Source organism: Pseudomonas sp. P4_C8 (assembly GCF_056401975.1).
Genome location: NZ_JBFUIH010000026.1, coordinates 40,234 through 54,410, shown reverse-complemented (window position 1 = coordinate 54,410; position 14,177 = coordinate 40,234). Strand labels below are relative to the sequence as shown.

Here is a 14,177-nt window from a genome sequence, read left to right as displayed (position 1 = left end):
AGGCGGGCACTTGTACATCGAACGATCTGAGGGGAGACCCTAATGAATTACAACTGGGACTGGGGCGTGTTCTTCAAGTCCACTGGCGTTGGCAGCGAGACCTATCTCGACTGGTACATCGCCGGTTTGGGCTGGACCATTGCCATCGCCATCGTGGCCTGGATCATCGCCCTGACACTGGGCTCGATTCTGGGCGTCATGCGCACCGTACCGAATCGCATCGTATCGGGCATCGCGACCTGCTACGTCGAACTTTTCCGTAATGTGCCGCTGCTGGTTCAGCTGTTCATCTGGTACTTCCTGGTGCCTGACCTGCTGCCGCAAGACCTGCAAGAATGGTACAAACAGGACCTGAGCCCGGTCACCTCGGCTTTCCTGAGCGTCGTCGTCTGCCTGGGTCTGTTCACCACCGCTCGCGTTTGCGAACAAGTGCGCACCGGCATCCAGGCCCTGCCCAAAGGCCAGGAGTCCGCCGCTCGCGCCATGGGCTTCAAGCTGCCACAGATCTACTGGAACGTGCTGCTGCCCCAGGCCTACCGGATCATCATTCCGCCGCTCACCTCGGAATTCCTCAACGTGTTCAAGAACACGTCCGTGGCCTCGCTGATCGGCCTGATGGAGCTGCTCGCGCAAACCAAACAGACCGCCGAGTTCTCCGCCAACCTGTTCGAAGCTTTCACCCTGGCAACCCTGATCTACTTCACCCTGAACATGAGCCTGATGCTGCTGATGCGCCTGGTCGAGAAGAAAGTGGCCGTACCGGGCCTGATCTCCGTAGGGGGTAAATGATGGAATTCGACTTCTCGGGAATCATCCCTTCCCTGCCGGGCTTGTGGAACGGCATGGTCATGACCCTCAAGCTGATGGTCATGGGCGTGGTCGGCGGCATTATCCTCGGCACGATCCTGGCCCTGATGCGCCTGTCCCACAGCAAACTGCTGTCGAACATTGCCGGCGCCTACGTTAACTACTTCCGCTCGATCCCGCTGCTGCTGGTGATCACCTGGTTCTACCTGGCGGTGCCGTTCGTGCTGCGCTGGATCACCGGCGAAGACACCCCGATCGGCGCGTTCGCTTCGTGCATCGTGGCCTTCATGATGTTTGAAGCGGCGTACTTCTGCGAAATCGTCCGGGCCGGTGTGCAGTCGATTCCCAAAGGCCAGATGGGCGCTGCCCAGGCTTTGGGCATGACGTACGGCCAGATGATGCGTCTGATCATCCTGCCGCAAGCGTTCCGCAAGATGACCCCGCTGTTGCTGCAACAGAGCATCATCCTGTTCCAGGACACCTCGCTGGTTTACGCGGTCGGCCTGGTGGACTTCCTCAACGCCTCGCGTGCCAGCGGCGACATTATTGGCCGCTCCAATGAGTTCCTGATCTTCGCAGGTCTCGTGTACTTCACAATCAGCTTTGCCGCCTCGCTGCTGGTCAAGCGTCTGCAAAAAAGGTTTGCCGTATGATCTCTATCAAGAACATCAACAAGTGGTATGGCGACTTCCAGGTACTGACTGATTGCAGCACCGAGGTCAAAAAAGGCGAAGTGATCGTGGTGTGCGGGCCGTCCGGCTCCGGCAAATCCACCCTGATCAAGTGCGTCAACGCCCTGGAACCGTTCCAGAAAGGCGACATCGTCGTCGATGGCACTTCGATTGCCGACCCGAAGACCAACCTGCCGAAATTGCGTTCGCGCGTTGGCATGGTGTTCCAGCATTTCGAACTGTTCCCGCACCTGACCATCACCGAAAACCTGACCATCGCGCAGATCAAGGTGTTGGGCCGCAGCAAGGAAGAAGCCACCAAGAAAGGCCTGCAACTGCTTGAGCGCGTCGGCCTGTCTGCCCATGCTCACAAGCACCCGGGCCAGCTTTCCGGTGGTCAGCAACAGCGTGTGGCGATTGCCCGCGCACTGGCGATGGACCCAATCGTCATGCTGTTCGACGAACCGACCTCGGCACTGGACCCGGAAATGGTCAACGAAGTGCTCGATGTGATGGTGCAACTGGCCCACGAAGGCATGACCATGATGTGCGTGACCCACGAAATGGGCTTCGCCCGTAAAGTGGCGGACCGGGTGATCTTCATGGACGCGGGCAAAATCATCGAAGACTGCCAGAAAGAGGAATTCTTCGGCGACATCGGCGCCCGTGCCGAGCGGACACAGCACTTCCTCAACAAGATTCTGCAGCACTAAACAAAACACCGCTCCCCTGTAGGAGCACGGCTTGCCGGCGATGGCGTTTTATCGGATGTCATCGCCGGCAAGCCGTGCTCCTACAGGGGTCGGTGCAAGGTTCAGATTTGTGTTGTGGTTGACCCAAGGCATCTGTGATGAAATGCGACCCCATTCTCTATCGCGCAGCAACGCCATCACTTGCCGTGAAACCCCGTCTGATTCGCCACATGTTACTGCCGCCGCTGATCATCGCCCTGATGATCGGACTGGGTTACGCCGGCTTCTGCGTCAGTGAACACTACGGCATTCGCAGCCTCAGCGAGAACGGCCAGCGTCAGCTCGAACTGCACGCCCGCGCCGTCGAGAGCGAGATCAGCAAATACACCTACCTGCCCAGCCTGCTGGAACTCGAAACCAGTGTTTCCACACTGCTGGCCGACCCGTCGCCGGAACACCGGCAAACGGTCAATGATTACCTTGAAGGCCTGAACCGGCGCAGCCGCAGTCGGGCTATCTACGTGATGGACACGACCGGCCGTGTCGTAGCCACCAGTAACTGGCGCGATGTCGATAGTTACCTCGGTGAAGACCTGTCCTTCCGCGCTTATTTCCAGAACGCCATTCGCGGCCAGCCGGGACGTTTCTACGGCATCGGCAGCACCAACGGCGAACCCGGTTACTACCTGGCCCACGGCCTGGAAGAGCACGGCAAAATCATCGGCGTCGCGGTGGTCAAAATCCGCCTCGAAGCCCTGGAGGAACGTTGGCAGCGGGCGCGCCTCGAAGCCTTCGTCAGCGACGAAAACGGCATCATCATTCTCTCCAGTGATCCGGCGCGACGACTCAAGTCGGTCGTGCCGTTGAGCGATGAGACCAAAGAAAAACTCGCCCGCAGCCTTCAGTACTACTGGTTTCCGCTGAATGAACTGCAACCGCTGGCCCGTGAAACCCTGGCCGAGGGTGTCGAGAAGCTGACATTCCCCGCCAACAGCGAAGTGGCGTCCGACGAAGAGGACATCAGCTACCTGGCCCAGACCCGGCCCTTGAGCGATACCCCGTGGAATTTCACCCTGCACACGCCGCTTCAGGATTTGCGCCGTGAAGCGATCAATCAGGGGATTCTGGTGGCGGTAGCGTTCGCCTTGGTGGCGTTTCTGCTGATCGCCTGGAACGAGCGGCGCAAGGTCATCGCCACCCGCCTCGCCGCCCGGGAAGCCTTGCAGGAAGCCAACAATCAACTGGAGCGTCGGATTACCGAACGCACCACCGACCTGCGCGCCAGCAACGAACGGCTCAAGGGCCAGATCCGCGAGCGCCGGCACGCGGAAGAGACGCTGCGCCGCGCCCAGGATGAACTGGTGCAGGCCGGCAAACTTGCGGCTATCGGCCAAATGTCGACCAGCATTGCCCACGAATTGAACCAGCCGCTGGCCGCGCTGCGCACCTTGTCCGGTAATACCGTGCGCTTCCTTGAGCGTGGTCAGCTGGACGTGGCCAGCACCAACCTCAATACCATCAACGAACTGATCGACCGCATGGGCCGGATCACTGCCAGCCTGCGCTCTTTCGCTCGTCGCGGTGATGACAAAGGCCAGGCCAGCCTCGGCAAAGCCGTAGACGCCGCCTTGCAACTGCTCAGTAGTCGGGTGGAAAGCGCGCACCTGCAACTGCATCGCGATTTCAAAGATGTACAAGTGCAGATCGATCAGACCCGCCTCGAACAGATTCTGGTCAACCTGATCGGCAACGCCCTCGATGCCATGCAGGCCCAACCGCTGCCGGAGTTGTGGCTGGAAGGTGACGTCTTCGACGGCAAATACCGTCTTCGCGTGCGCGACAACGGCCACGGCATCGACGCCGAAGCGCGCAAGCATCTGTTCGAACCGTTCTTCACCACCAAACCCGGTGAACAGGGGCTGGGCCTCGGCCTGACCCTGTCCGCCAGTCTGGCCGCCGCTACTGGCGGAAATTTGGGTGTCGAACACCCGGTCAGCGGTGGTACCACTTTCGTCCTCAGTTTACCGTTGGTAAGCCCTACTTCCGCCGAGCCCATATGAACAACGACCTTAGTGTGCTGATCGTCGAGGACGATCCTCATGTGCTGCTCGGCTGCCAACAGGCGCTGACCCTGGAAGACATTCCCTGCGTCGGCGTGGGCAGCGCCGAGGAAGCACTGGAACGTGTCGGCGACAACTTTGCCGGCATCGTCATCAGCGATATTCGCCTGCCGGGTATCGATGGCCTGGAACTGCTGACCCGACTCAAGGCCCGCGATCGCAGCTTGCCGGTGGTGCTGATTACCGGTCACGGGGACATCTCCATGGCCGTCGGCGCGATGCAAAAAGGCGCCTATGACTTCATGGAGAAACCCTTCTCCCCCGAACGCCTGGTGGACGTTGCCCGCCGTGCGCTGGAACAACGCAGCCTCGCCCGCGAAGTGTCTTCGTTGCGCCGGCAATTGGCCGAGCGCGACTCGCTGGAAGGCCGGATCATTGGCCGTTCGCCGGCCATGCAGAACTTGCGCGAGTTGATCGCCAACGTCGCCGACACCTCGGCCAACGTGTTGATCGAAGGCGAGACCGGCACCGGTAAAGAACTGGTCGCGCGTTGCCTGCATGACTTCAGTCGCCGCCACACCAAACAATTCGTCGCGCTGAACTGCGGCGGTCTGCCGGAGAACCTGTTCGAAAGCGAAATTTTCGGCCATGAAGCCAACGCCTTCACCGGCGCCGGCAAGCGACGGATCGGCAAGATCGAACATGCCGACGGCGGCACGCTGTTCCTCGACGAAGTGGAAAGCATGCCCCTGCCGCTGCAAATCAAACTGCTGCGAGTGTTGCAGGAGCGCACCCTCGAACGCCTCGGTTCGAACCAGAGCGTGGCGGTGGATTGCCGGGTGATTGCGGCCACCAAATCCGACCTGGCCGAAACCAGCAAGGCTGGCGAATTCCGCAGCGACCTGTACTACCGCTTGAACGTGGTCACTCTGGAATTGCCGCCGCTGCGCGAACGTCGCGAGGACATCCTGCAATTGTTCGAGCACTTTTTGCAGCAGTCATCCCTGCGCTTTGACCGCGCCGTGCCGGAGTTGGACAACCAGACCCTGTCGAACCTGATGAGCCACGACTGGCCGGGCAACGTGCGCGAACTGCGCAACGTCGCCGAACGCTTCGCCCTCGGCCTGCCGGCCTTCAAAAAGACCGGTGCCAGTGGCAGTAATCAGGGCCTGGCCTTCGCCGAAGCGGTAGAAGCCTTCGAACGCAATTTGCTCAGCGACGCCTTGCAGCGCAGCGGCGGCAACCTGACCCAGGCCAGCCTGGAACTGGGCATGGCCAAGACCACGCTGTTCGACAAGGTTAAAAAGTACGGGCTGAGCCACTGATGGATCTGATTCTGAAAGCAGCGTTGGGCGCGGCGGTGGTGCTGATTCTGGCGGCACTGGCCAAGACCAGAAATTACTACATCGCCGGCCTGGTGCCGTTGTTTCCGACCTTTGCGCTGATTGCGCATTTCATCGTCGGCAAAGGGCGCTCAGTGGAGGACTTGAAGACCACCATCGTGTTTGGCATGTGGTCGATCATTCCCTACTTCGTTTACCTGGCGACGTTGTATGTGATGGTGGACCGGATGCGACTGGAGGCGTCGCTGGCCGTGGCTGCGGTGGGTTGGTTGATCGCGGCGACAATCCTCGTCACCGTTTGGGTTCGCCTCCAGGCCTGATTACTGATCGTTCCCACGCTCCGCGTGGGAATGCAGCCCGTGACGCTCCGCGTCACTGGACGCGGAGCGTCTCTAGAGGCATTCCCACGCAGAGCGTGGGAACGATCTCAGCCGTTAACAGTACCGCCCTTGGCTTCACTCATGATCTGCCGGATCGCGCCGACAAACGTTTCCACTGGCTGCCCGCCACTCACTGCGTACTGCCCGTTGAACACCACCGTCGGCACTGAACTCACGCCTCGGGTCAGCCACAATTGCTCTTCCTCAACCACTTCCTTGGCGTATTCATCCGACGCAAGAATCGTCTCGGCTCGTTGCCGGTCCAGCCCGACGCTTTCGGCGATCTGCGCCAACTGCCCGTGATCGGACGGATTGCCGCCGTCGGTGAAATACGCCTTGAACAGCGCTTCTTTCAGATTGAACTGCCGCCCTTCCAGCCCTGCCCAATACAACAAACGATGGGCATCAAAGGTGTTGTAGATGCGGCTGTTGCCGTCGGTGCGAAACGCAAACCCGACCTCGGCGCCACGGGCGCGGATCATTTCGCGGTTCTTTTGTGACTGCTCCGGGGTCGAGCCGTACTTTTCGGTGATGTGTTCGGTGATGTTCTGGCCGTCGGGGCCCATCTTCGGGTTCAGTTCGAACGGCTGGAAGCGGATCTCGGCCTGGACCTCATCGCGCAAAACCTCCAGCGCCCGGGTCAGGCCGTACAAGCCGACAACGCACCAGGGGCAGGACACGTCGCTGACGAAATCGATTTTCAAAGGGGTACTCATCACACACCTCGCAGGCTTGGATCGCGCCGGAAAGTTCGAACGATACACCTGACCGCCCCGAGGTGGCAGCCATTGCGCTAATCCCTGTAGGAGCCGGGCTTGCCCGCGAAAGCGGTCTTCCAGCCGACATGTGTGGTGACTGACACGCCGCCATCGCTGGCAAGCCAGGCTCCTACAGGTTTGTGTGGTGTTTGGGGGCGTGTGTTTAGTTCTGTTTAAGGTTACTTCCTGAAAGCTACAGCGCCTTGCGCCGTCGCCTACAACCACGTCAGAATCCGCCGGCTTGTGCGCCTGGAGGCCCGTCGGTAACTTGGTCCTGTCACTGATTCCCAGTGATCGGGTTTAGTAGCCCGGCTGATTTCGTCTACGGTTGCACAAGTGTCATCCAGTCAGGTTTTCACCTGCACTTGATGGTAGCTGTGCGCATGGCGCCCTCGGGCGCGCCGGGTTTTGGGCGATTTTACCGGTCTACTAACTTGCGCACAGCTGCCACCCTTTCCGTTTAGTAGCGAGACAGGTTGCGGCACTACTATTAGGAAAAATGCCTCATGTTCAAAATAACGCCGAATCCACCGGAAACCGACGACGTTTCCCCCTACGAAACCCCAGAGTCCAAAAAGCTCAACAAAGCCGCCGACCGCGCCCTCGACTACTACCTCAAACCGGTCATTCCCAAAGACACCCCACGCAAACCCAGCACCATCTACTTCGTCGCCGCCGACACCGACAACGAAACCCTGCTGGTCAACGCCTGCGAATCACTGGCGTCGGCGAGCGTGATGTTGAACAACTTCGCCGCAACGGTCGACGGCACCCAGCGCAACACCGTGCTCGGCATTCAGAATTCGGTCATGCTCGGCGAACTGGCGGTGAACCTGATGCTTGATAACGTCGTCCCGACGTAAAACAAAACCTGTGGGAGTGAGCCTGCTCGCGATAGCGGTCTGTCTGCTACATCAATACTGACTGATCCGCCGCCATCGCGAGCAGGCTCACTCCTACAATTTGGATTGGGGGTTACAGAAGGTTTGGGTAGGTAACTGGGTCGATCTGCGCCCAATGCGAAGTGTCTTCGCGATGGGCCTGCAAGTACGGCAACACCGCCGCCAGCAACGGTTCCTTGAATGCCTCCTGGAACCGATGCGCCAACCCCGGGATCAGCTTCAACTGACTGCCACGAATATGTGCCGCCAGATGCACACCGTGCATCACCGGCAACAGCGGATCGGCAGTGCCGTGCACCACCAGCGTCGGCACGCGCAACTGGTTGAGCAGGTCCACGCGACTGCGCTCGGCGAGGATGGCCATGATCTGGCGCTTCACGCCTTCCGGGTTGAACGCTCGGTCGTAGGACTGCGCCGCTTGCTGCAACAGCGCCTGCCGGTCATCCGTTATCGACGGACTGCCCAGCGCCGCGAGCAAATCCGCCTGTTGCTCCAGCGCCACTTCGCGATTCGGCGCGCCACGACGGGACAATAATTGCACCAGCGCCTCACTCGGCGCCGGCAAGCCTTCGGCACCGGAGCTGGTCATGAGCAACGTCAGGCTCTCGACGCGCTGCGGCGCCATCGCCGCCATGTGCTGAGCGATCATCCCGCCCATGCTCGCACCCAATACGTGGAATTGCTCGACGTGCAACGCGTCCATCAAGCCAAAGGCATCGTCGGCCATGTCGGTCAGGGTGTACGGCGCCGACACCGGCAAGCCGAGTTTGTAGCGCAAGGCTTCGAAGGTCAGGTTGGCTTCGGCCGGGGTTTGCCGCCACGTGGACAGGCCAACATCACGGTTGTCGTAGCGAATCACCCGGAAGCCCTGCTGACACAGCGCGACCACCACCTCGTCCGGCCAGTGAATCAACTGCCCGCCCAGGCCCATCACCAGCAGCAACGCAGGGTCCGACGCACGGCCAATGCTCTGGTACGCCAGGCTCACCTGCGCCAGATCGACGTGTTGGGTCGGTACGTTGACATCACAACGAGACGCCGCAAAGGACGGTAAGCCAAACAACAACGCGGCCAGAAAGGCCGCAGTTGATAAAAATCGTGCACGCATGAAAAACACCGAAACGCAGAACCCCAGTAGAGCGCGAGTCTGATGAAGTTTGATCAAGCGCGCTGCCACAGTTACGTGACAGTTTCGTGAATCTCGCCCAATGGTCGATGCGATAACTATGTAGTGCCACGGGCCATGGCAGGTTTCTTTTAATGGAGCTCTTCAAGAGCGGATACGCCGCTCCTCTGCACAGAGCCACGTTGCCATGAATGAAAGTGTGTTCAGCACCTTGCCCGTCTCCCCACCGATTGTGATGACGGCGCATCCGCCCCTGAAGAACAACCCCGATGAAAGCCTGTTGCTGAGTGCTTCAGCGCGCTGGCGCGAGTGCAGCCAGGGTTTGCAGGCGTTGTTTGCCGCCGCACCGTTGAAAGGTCACCGTCCTGAACCCTCGCTCAACGAACGTTGGAACGCCTATTGGGATGCCCGGGCACCCGGTGCGCCGGTGTCGCGACGCGAGCGGGTGGGTCAGTTGTACCGCTGTCACTTCGAGGCCTGCGCCCAAGTGGCCTTCGCTCGCCGAACCCTGACCACGGAACAGTTGCAGCCGCTATTGTTGGTACTGGCCCCACCCGTCTCAGGCCTGCGCCTGGACGATCAACCCATCCACACCGAACAGTTGACCCTGGTGTTGAGCGACAGCGGTACCCTGAAAATCCCCGCCGCCTGGGTCATCCGCGTGGGCGATCGGCAACCCGCCGCACAGTGGCTGTATCTGCCGGGCCGGCCGGTTCCCATTCAGTTCTTCAATCAGCGCCGTGACATGGAAGACTGGTTGTCTCGACAATCCCTTGTTCCCCAAGGTTTGCCCGACGATGACGTGCGCTTTGAATACACCGCGAAGGCTCAGCCGCTCACGTTCGGTATCACTGAGCTGCTTTTACGCCCGCAGTACGCGAACGCCGTCGTTTTCGCGTCGCCTCCAGAGCTTGAAATCCCGCTGCCAGACAACCCGGCTGAGGATGAGGACGAACAACCGCTGTTCGACAACCTGTTTGCCGACATTCCCTGGCCCCAGCGCCAGGCCTCACTGAACCGGCAGCGCGATGCGCTCGAAGCGCTGTTGGGCGACGAGCTCGACAGCGAGCGTCAACAGTCATTCAAAGAGGCAATGCAGGCGCTGGAGACAGCAGAGCATGCCGCTGATACGGCTGCCTCCGCCCTGCTTTACAGGTCCCGTGTCCTCGACTTTGCGACCATCAACCGCGAGTTCAGCGCGCTCTATCAAGCGCACAAGGATGGCCTGCGCGCCGAGGCCCAACTTCAGTTGGCGCTCAAGCAGCTCGACAGCGATGAGTTCAGTTTGATCAAGGCGGTGCTGGATACGCCGCTGGCGGCCGATCGCGACGCAACCATCATCGCGGCCAACCTGACGCTGTCGATGACCGGGCCCAATGGCGGCATCACCACCCAGGCACTCAACGGTCCCTTCGTCATCACCCGAGATACGCCATCGCCGCACAGCCTCTTGCTGTACTGGCCAGGTTTAGGCGGTGGCTTGCAACGGTTTGCCAATCGCACGGAACTGGAACAACAGCTGTTCAAGATCCAGGACCAAGACAGGGTGCTGGCCTTGCAGCTGAAAAAAATCGTCACCGACCCGCTGCATGACAGCCTCGATAAACAGACCAGCCACTTCGAAGAACAAGCCGCGCACCTGCGCCAACATGCAGACCCACTGGAAACGCTACGCAAACAAACACTGGCGACCCTGCAAGTCCCGGTGCCGGCCGCCAGAAACCTGGCCTTTGCACACCTGCTGGAACAAAGCCGCAGCGCGAAACTATTCTCCCTGTTGCCCGATTGGCTGGTCACCTTATCGGCGTCCGAGCGCGCTGAACTCAAGGGTTTGGTGGAGGCTTACCTCCTGGCCATGCGCCGCAGTCATGCACAACTGGAAATCGCCCTGCCACCGCGTGACGATTTCACCCGCCAGCATGTGCAGGCGCGTCTGCGAAAAGACTTCGCGCTCAACGGGCATTTTGCCGTGCAGCTTGATCTGCCCGACGCGGTTACGTTGCAAAAACAACTGTCCGGTGGCGCCGCCCCGGGAACCCCGCAGAAACTCGTCGCAGTGCCCAGTGCAACCCGCAGCAAAATCTCACTCGAAGCACTCGCCCAGCTCAATATCGCCAACACACCCGCGATGCAGCTGGAACCCCTTTCACTGCGACTGGGTTTTATGCGGCTTGAAGTCACGGCGTCGGATGAAACCGAACGCCGGGCGCTGGCAAGCGGTATCACCCTGCCCTGGCTGCGCAAGGTGCTGCCTGAACTGGATCTGCCCCAAGCCTACGAAAACCTGATTCGCGACGCCTTCATGGGCTCGGCCAGCGAGACCGCGTTCATCAAGGAACACCGGCGTGAATGCCTGATCGAGCCCTGGCGCCTGATGCTCCAGTTGCAGGGGACCTGCGCGCGCCTGCAAAAGCAGATCAATCAGAACGAATGGCAGGTGTTGAGCATCGCTATTACGTCCGATACGCCGCCAGCCTGGAACGTTGCGGGCAAGCGCATCGTGCTCCGGCCGGCCTACCTGAGCGCCGGTGGCAAGGACACTCCCAACGAAGGCCCCACCACGTTGTCAGGGGTGACGTTCGTTGAAGAGCAGGTCAGCGGCGTGACCCTGCTTTATCTGCCTGACAGCCCCGACGGTCAGTTCCTGCGCCGCTACGACAATCTGGAGGTTGCTCGCCGGGCCTTGTTCAATCTGTGCCTGCGCAGCGAGATGGTCAGTTATCTGGCCGGACGTGCCTTGATCGGTAACGTGCGAGCCCATGCAAGCCGCATCAACCAGGCCGTGCTCAAGCATTTCGACGCGATGATCGGGGTCGGCTTGCCCTGGCCGAAAACAACGTCGCTGTCGTCCCATCTGCTCGATGCGCATATGGGACGCCTGATCGAAGCGCATCGCGGCACCTCCCGTTCCAACGATGCCTTGTATCAGGAACGCTATGCGCTCAACGGGCCGAGGGCGTTCAACTACATAAAAATGGCCTTGGGAATGGTGCCCTTTGTCGGCGCGGGTGTCGCGCTCTACGATGCCTGGAACAGCGCCAACCACGCCGTCGCGGCCCTGTTGCGCGGTGATGTAGGCGATGGTCTGACGGAGATTGAATCGGTGTTGTTGTCACTGATCGATGCCGCCATGGACATTCTTCCGGGCGCTTCCGTCGGTGCCAGGACAGTGAAGGGCGCTCGCTCACTGACGCGTATTCGTCAACTCGGTGCATTGGGTAAAAACGCCGGGGCGTTGCAATCGCCGTCGAAACGCCGGGCCCGGCATGCTGTCCAGCGCTTCGCCGGGTACGCATACGAAAAACCGATTTCCCTGGCCGGCCTGGAACCGGCTACCCATGGGATTGACCGCAATGTCTACCGGCATCCCGACGGTGACTTTATCGTTCGCCAGGGACGCATCTACCAAATTGAACGCAGCAGCGACTCACGCAACTGGCGACTTTTCGGTACTTCACAAAAAACCTACAAGCAACCGGTCGGCCTCGATGAGGCGGGCCATTGGGACACTTACTTCGGTGTCTACGGGGTGACCTTCGAGGGCGGCGGGCTGGGTGGCGGTGGTGTGCTCGGGCACTTGGCAGACGGCCTTGACCCGCTCTGGCCGGCCGCCATTCGCGAACGCCTGCCGCGCTGGTGGACCGACCAGACCTTGCGCCGCCAGCAAGCGCTGACCGAAGCCGCCGATGCCATGGCCCCGCTGATCGACGCCCAGATCACGCGGACCACCGCCCTGATGGAAACGTACAACACCAGCCCCGAAAACCTTCGTCCGGCGCTGACACCGGCACTGGAAGCGGCGTGCATCAAGGACATGGAACTGGGCAGCAAGCATTACCAAACGCTGGCTGATCTGCTCCCCATGACGCGCGGCAACAAAGTACGCGTGCTCAAGGAAATACAAAGTAATGACGCCTTGTTAGTGGCTGATCGGGCCAAACAACGGGTGGTCCTGGCCAGTCAACGGGCACTGGCCCTGACGGACAGGATCGACGATCTTCTGGACCAGTTGGACGCACTGCCTGCCGAGGCACTGGGCGAGCGTTTGCGTATTCTGGAGGACGTCAGAAAGCTGCGCCTGGAGAATATGCGCGAGTTCGACGCGATCGATGCCCACATGCGCGACCTCAACCTGTGGTACCCGCGCATTACTGACAAACCGACCAAAACAGTCTTGAGCCGCGCCTTCGTGGACTTGAACGCGAAGCTCAACGAGGCCAATCAGCTGTACTTGAAAACGAGTCACCTGCTGGAGATCGTCAAACGCTACGACAGCACCAACGATGTTTCCTGGTTCTACCTGCAAGCACGGGCACAATCGCTTCGGACCAAAGTCGATCGCGCCTTGTTCACCCAACACAGCCTGCCGGAAGTGAGCGCCACCCGCGCCCAGCGCAATCGAATACTGCAGGAGTGCCTCGATCTCTACGGGGAATTTCGCCGCAACATGAATGCCTGGACCGCCAGCTATCCCCAGCACTTTCATCTGGAGGCCGTGGGGCCACTGCTGGAGGGTATCGAGAAAATCGCCGAACGGGCACGCAAGGCTATCGATCAGCCAGCGCCAGCGTCCACGGCCGGGCAACGCGGCAAAAAAGTGTTCACCACCGAAGACGATCAATTGCTGATCGGGGAGGAACGCTGGGAACCGACGACCCAAAAACGCCAATACTCACTGACGGGACATCGCGGTTTCGAAGAGGTTTGGGAACAAGGCTCAAATGGCAAGTTTCGCCTTCTAAATCCTCAGGAACAGGGCTCTCACCCCATTCACCAAGACCTTGGAGCGTTAACGGCCGATGCCCGTAGCCGACTCGGTGCTCAGGCGGCGTACAAGACCCGCGTCGAGGCCTATGCCCGGCAGGACATGCTGCCCGTTGATCTAGAACACATGATGTTCAGCGAGGCCGCCGAACTCGGCCGGCGAGCCCTGGCGATCGAAGATCTTCAACCCGGTCACGCGCTCATCCAGCAGCTACGTGACAAAGCCACCGAACTGACCCATACCGCACGGGTGCTGCGTATCGAGTACTCGATGAACAGTCGAAACCCGACCGATGGAATGCTGGATTACCTCATGCAGCAAAATTTCGGGGAGAGGAAAATCGTCGATATCCATAAGCAAAAGCCGATGGAAAACCTGGGTAAACGGCCGGACGGACGAACCGACTACCTGCAGGAATACGAGGTACGAGACCTGACGCAAACACCGCCCAAGGTGATGTGGTATGCCCATTTTCACTACGCCAGGGCAGCACCTGCATTTGCAGAGTTCGAAAAGGCCCATCTGAAACTGCCAGAGCACCGGTTTCTGACGCACGCTGAAAATGCCAACCTTCCATACGCCGACATCGGCAAGAAATCCGTAGCGCTTAAACATTTCAACCCGGCTTAGAACGTAAAACGGGAGCGGTTTTTCCGCTCCCGCTTCAGGCACC

10 protein-coding genes are annotated in these 14,177 nt (G+C 60.1%); 8 read left to right on the top strand and 2 right to left on the bottom strand.

What is annotated here, in order from left to right; translation table 11 throughout:
- The first annotated feature begins 42 nt into the window (after positions 1–42).
- The 6 genes from AC1DWM_RS17535 (at position 43) to AC1DWM_RS17510 (ending at position 5,893) form a co-directional block, all read left to right on the top strand.
- Positions 43–789, top strand: coding sequence for an amino acid ABC transporter permease (locus AC1DWM_RS17535; protein ID WP_223512100.1), 747 nt, complete (start codon positions 43–45; stop codon positions 787–789).
- Entirely contained in the window at positions 789–1,460 is a 672-nt protein-coding gene (locus tag AC1DWM_RS17530) for an amino acid ABC transporter permease (protein ID WP_150779483.1), read from the top strand. The genes AC1DWM_RS17535 and AC1DWM_RS17530 overlap by 1 nt, the downstream gene beginning before the upstream one ends.
- The gene (locus AC1DWM_RS17525; RefSeq protein ID WP_223512102.1) at positions 1,457–2,191 is read left to right on the top strand and encodes an amino acid ABC transporter ATP-binding protein; all 735 of its coding nucleotides are present in this window, start codon (positions 1,457–1,459) and stop codon (positions 2,189–2,191) included. The genes AC1DWM_RS17530 and AC1DWM_RS17525 overlap by 4 nt, the downstream gene beginning before the upstream one ends.
- A 137-nt stretch (positions 2,192–2,328) precedes the next feature.
- Positions 2,329–4,230: a two-component sensor histidine kinase AauS gene (gene aauS / locus AC1DWM_RS17520; protein WP_477795769.1), complete on the top strand. Its 1,902-nt coding sequence runs from the start codon at positions 2,329–2,331 to the stop codon at positions 4,228–4,230.
- The gene (gene aauR, locus AC1DWM_RS17515; RefSeq protein ID WP_477795768.1) at positions 4,227–5,555 is read left to right on the top strand and encodes a two-component response regulator AauR; all 1,329 of its coding nucleotides are present in this window, start codon (positions 4,227–4,229) and stop codon (positions 5,553–5,555) included. Before aauS ends, aauR begins: the two co-directional genes overlap by 4 nt.
- Before the next feature lie 8 nt (positions 5,556–5,563).
- Complete coding sequence (locus AC1DWM_RS17510) at positions 5,564–5,893, top strand: GlpM family protein (RefSeq protein ID WP_223512201.1); 330 nt, start codon at positions 5,564–5,566, stop codon at positions 5,891–5,893.
- Between the two features lie 107 nt (positions 5,894–6,000).
- Here AC1DWM_RS17510 and AC1DWM_RS17505 read toward each other — a convergent pair whose 3' ends face one another.
- A complete protein-coding gene (locus AC1DWM_RS17505) occupies positions 6,001–6,669 on the bottom strand; it encodes a DsbA family oxidoreductase (protein WP_477795767.1) in 669 nt (222 codons plus the stop codon).
- Positions 6,670–7,217: 548 nt separating this feature from the next.
- Here AC1DWM_RS17505 and AC1DWM_RS17500 point away from each other — a divergent pair.
- A complete protein-coding gene (locus AC1DWM_RS17500; RefSeq protein ID WP_477795766.1) occupies positions 7,218–7,574 on the top strand; it encodes a DUF6124 family protein in 357 nt (118 codons plus the stop codon).
- A 112-nt stretch (positions 7,575–7,686) separates the two neighbouring features.
- On the opposite strand, the gene AC1DWM_RS17495 is transcribed toward AC1DWM_RS17500, so the two are convergent.
- On the bottom strand, positions 7,687–8,721 hold the full coding sequence (locus tag AC1DWM_RS17495) for an alpha/beta fold hydrolase (RefSeq protein WP_477795765.1): 1,035 nt from the start codon (positions 8,719–8,721) through the stop codon (positions 7,687–7,689).
- A 205-nt stretch (positions 8,722–8,926) separates the two neighbouring features.
- Between AC1DWM_RS17495 and AC1DWM_RS17490 the strand changes: the two genes are divergently transcribed.
- Complete coding sequence (locus AC1DWM_RS17490; RefSeq protein ID WP_477795764.1) at positions 8,927–14,134, top strand: dermonecrotic toxin domain-containing protein; 5,208 nt, start codon at positions 8,927–8,929, stop codon at positions 14,132–14,134.
- Positions 14,135–14,177 lie beyond the last annotated feature (43 nt).

Bases quoted from the DNA above. Each gene is read 5' to 3' on its own strand.
- AC1DWM_RS17525 (WP_223512102.1), top strand. From the start codon at position 1,457: ATGATCTCTATCAAGAACATCAACAAGTGGTATGGCGACTTCCAGGTA.
- AC1DWM_RS17535 (WP_223512100.1), top strand. From the start codon at position 43: ATGAATTACAACTGGGACTGGGGCGTGTTCTTCAAGTCCACTGGCGTT.
- AC1DWM_RS17500 (WP_477795766.1), top strand. From the start codon at position 7,218: ATGTTCAAAATAACGCCGAATCCACCGGAAACCGACGACGTTTCCCCC.
- AC1DWM_RS17490 (WP_477795764.1), top strand. From the start codon at position 8,927: ATGAATGAAAGTGTGTTCAGCACCTTGCCCGTCTCCCCACCGATTGTG.
- AC1DWM_RS17495 (WP_477795765.1), bottom strand. From the start codon at position 8,721: ATGCGTGCACGATTTTTATCAACTGCGGCCTTTCTGGCCGCGTTGTTG.
- aauR (WP_477795768.1), top strand. From the start codon at position 4,227: ATGAACAACGACCTTAGTGTGCTGATCGTCGAGGACGATCCTCATGTG.
- AC1DWM_RS17505 (WP_477795767.1), bottom strand. From the start codon at position 6,669: ATGAGTACCCCTTTGAAAATCGATTTCGTCAGCGACGTGTCCTGCCCC.
- AC1DWM_RS17530 (WP_150779483.1), top strand. From the start codon at position 789: ATGGAATTCGACTTCTCGGGAATCATCCCTTCCCTGCCGGGCTTGTGG.
- aauS (WP_477795769.1), top strand. From the start codon at position 2,329: ATGAAATGCGACCCCATTCTCTATCGCGCAGCAACGCCATCACTTGCC.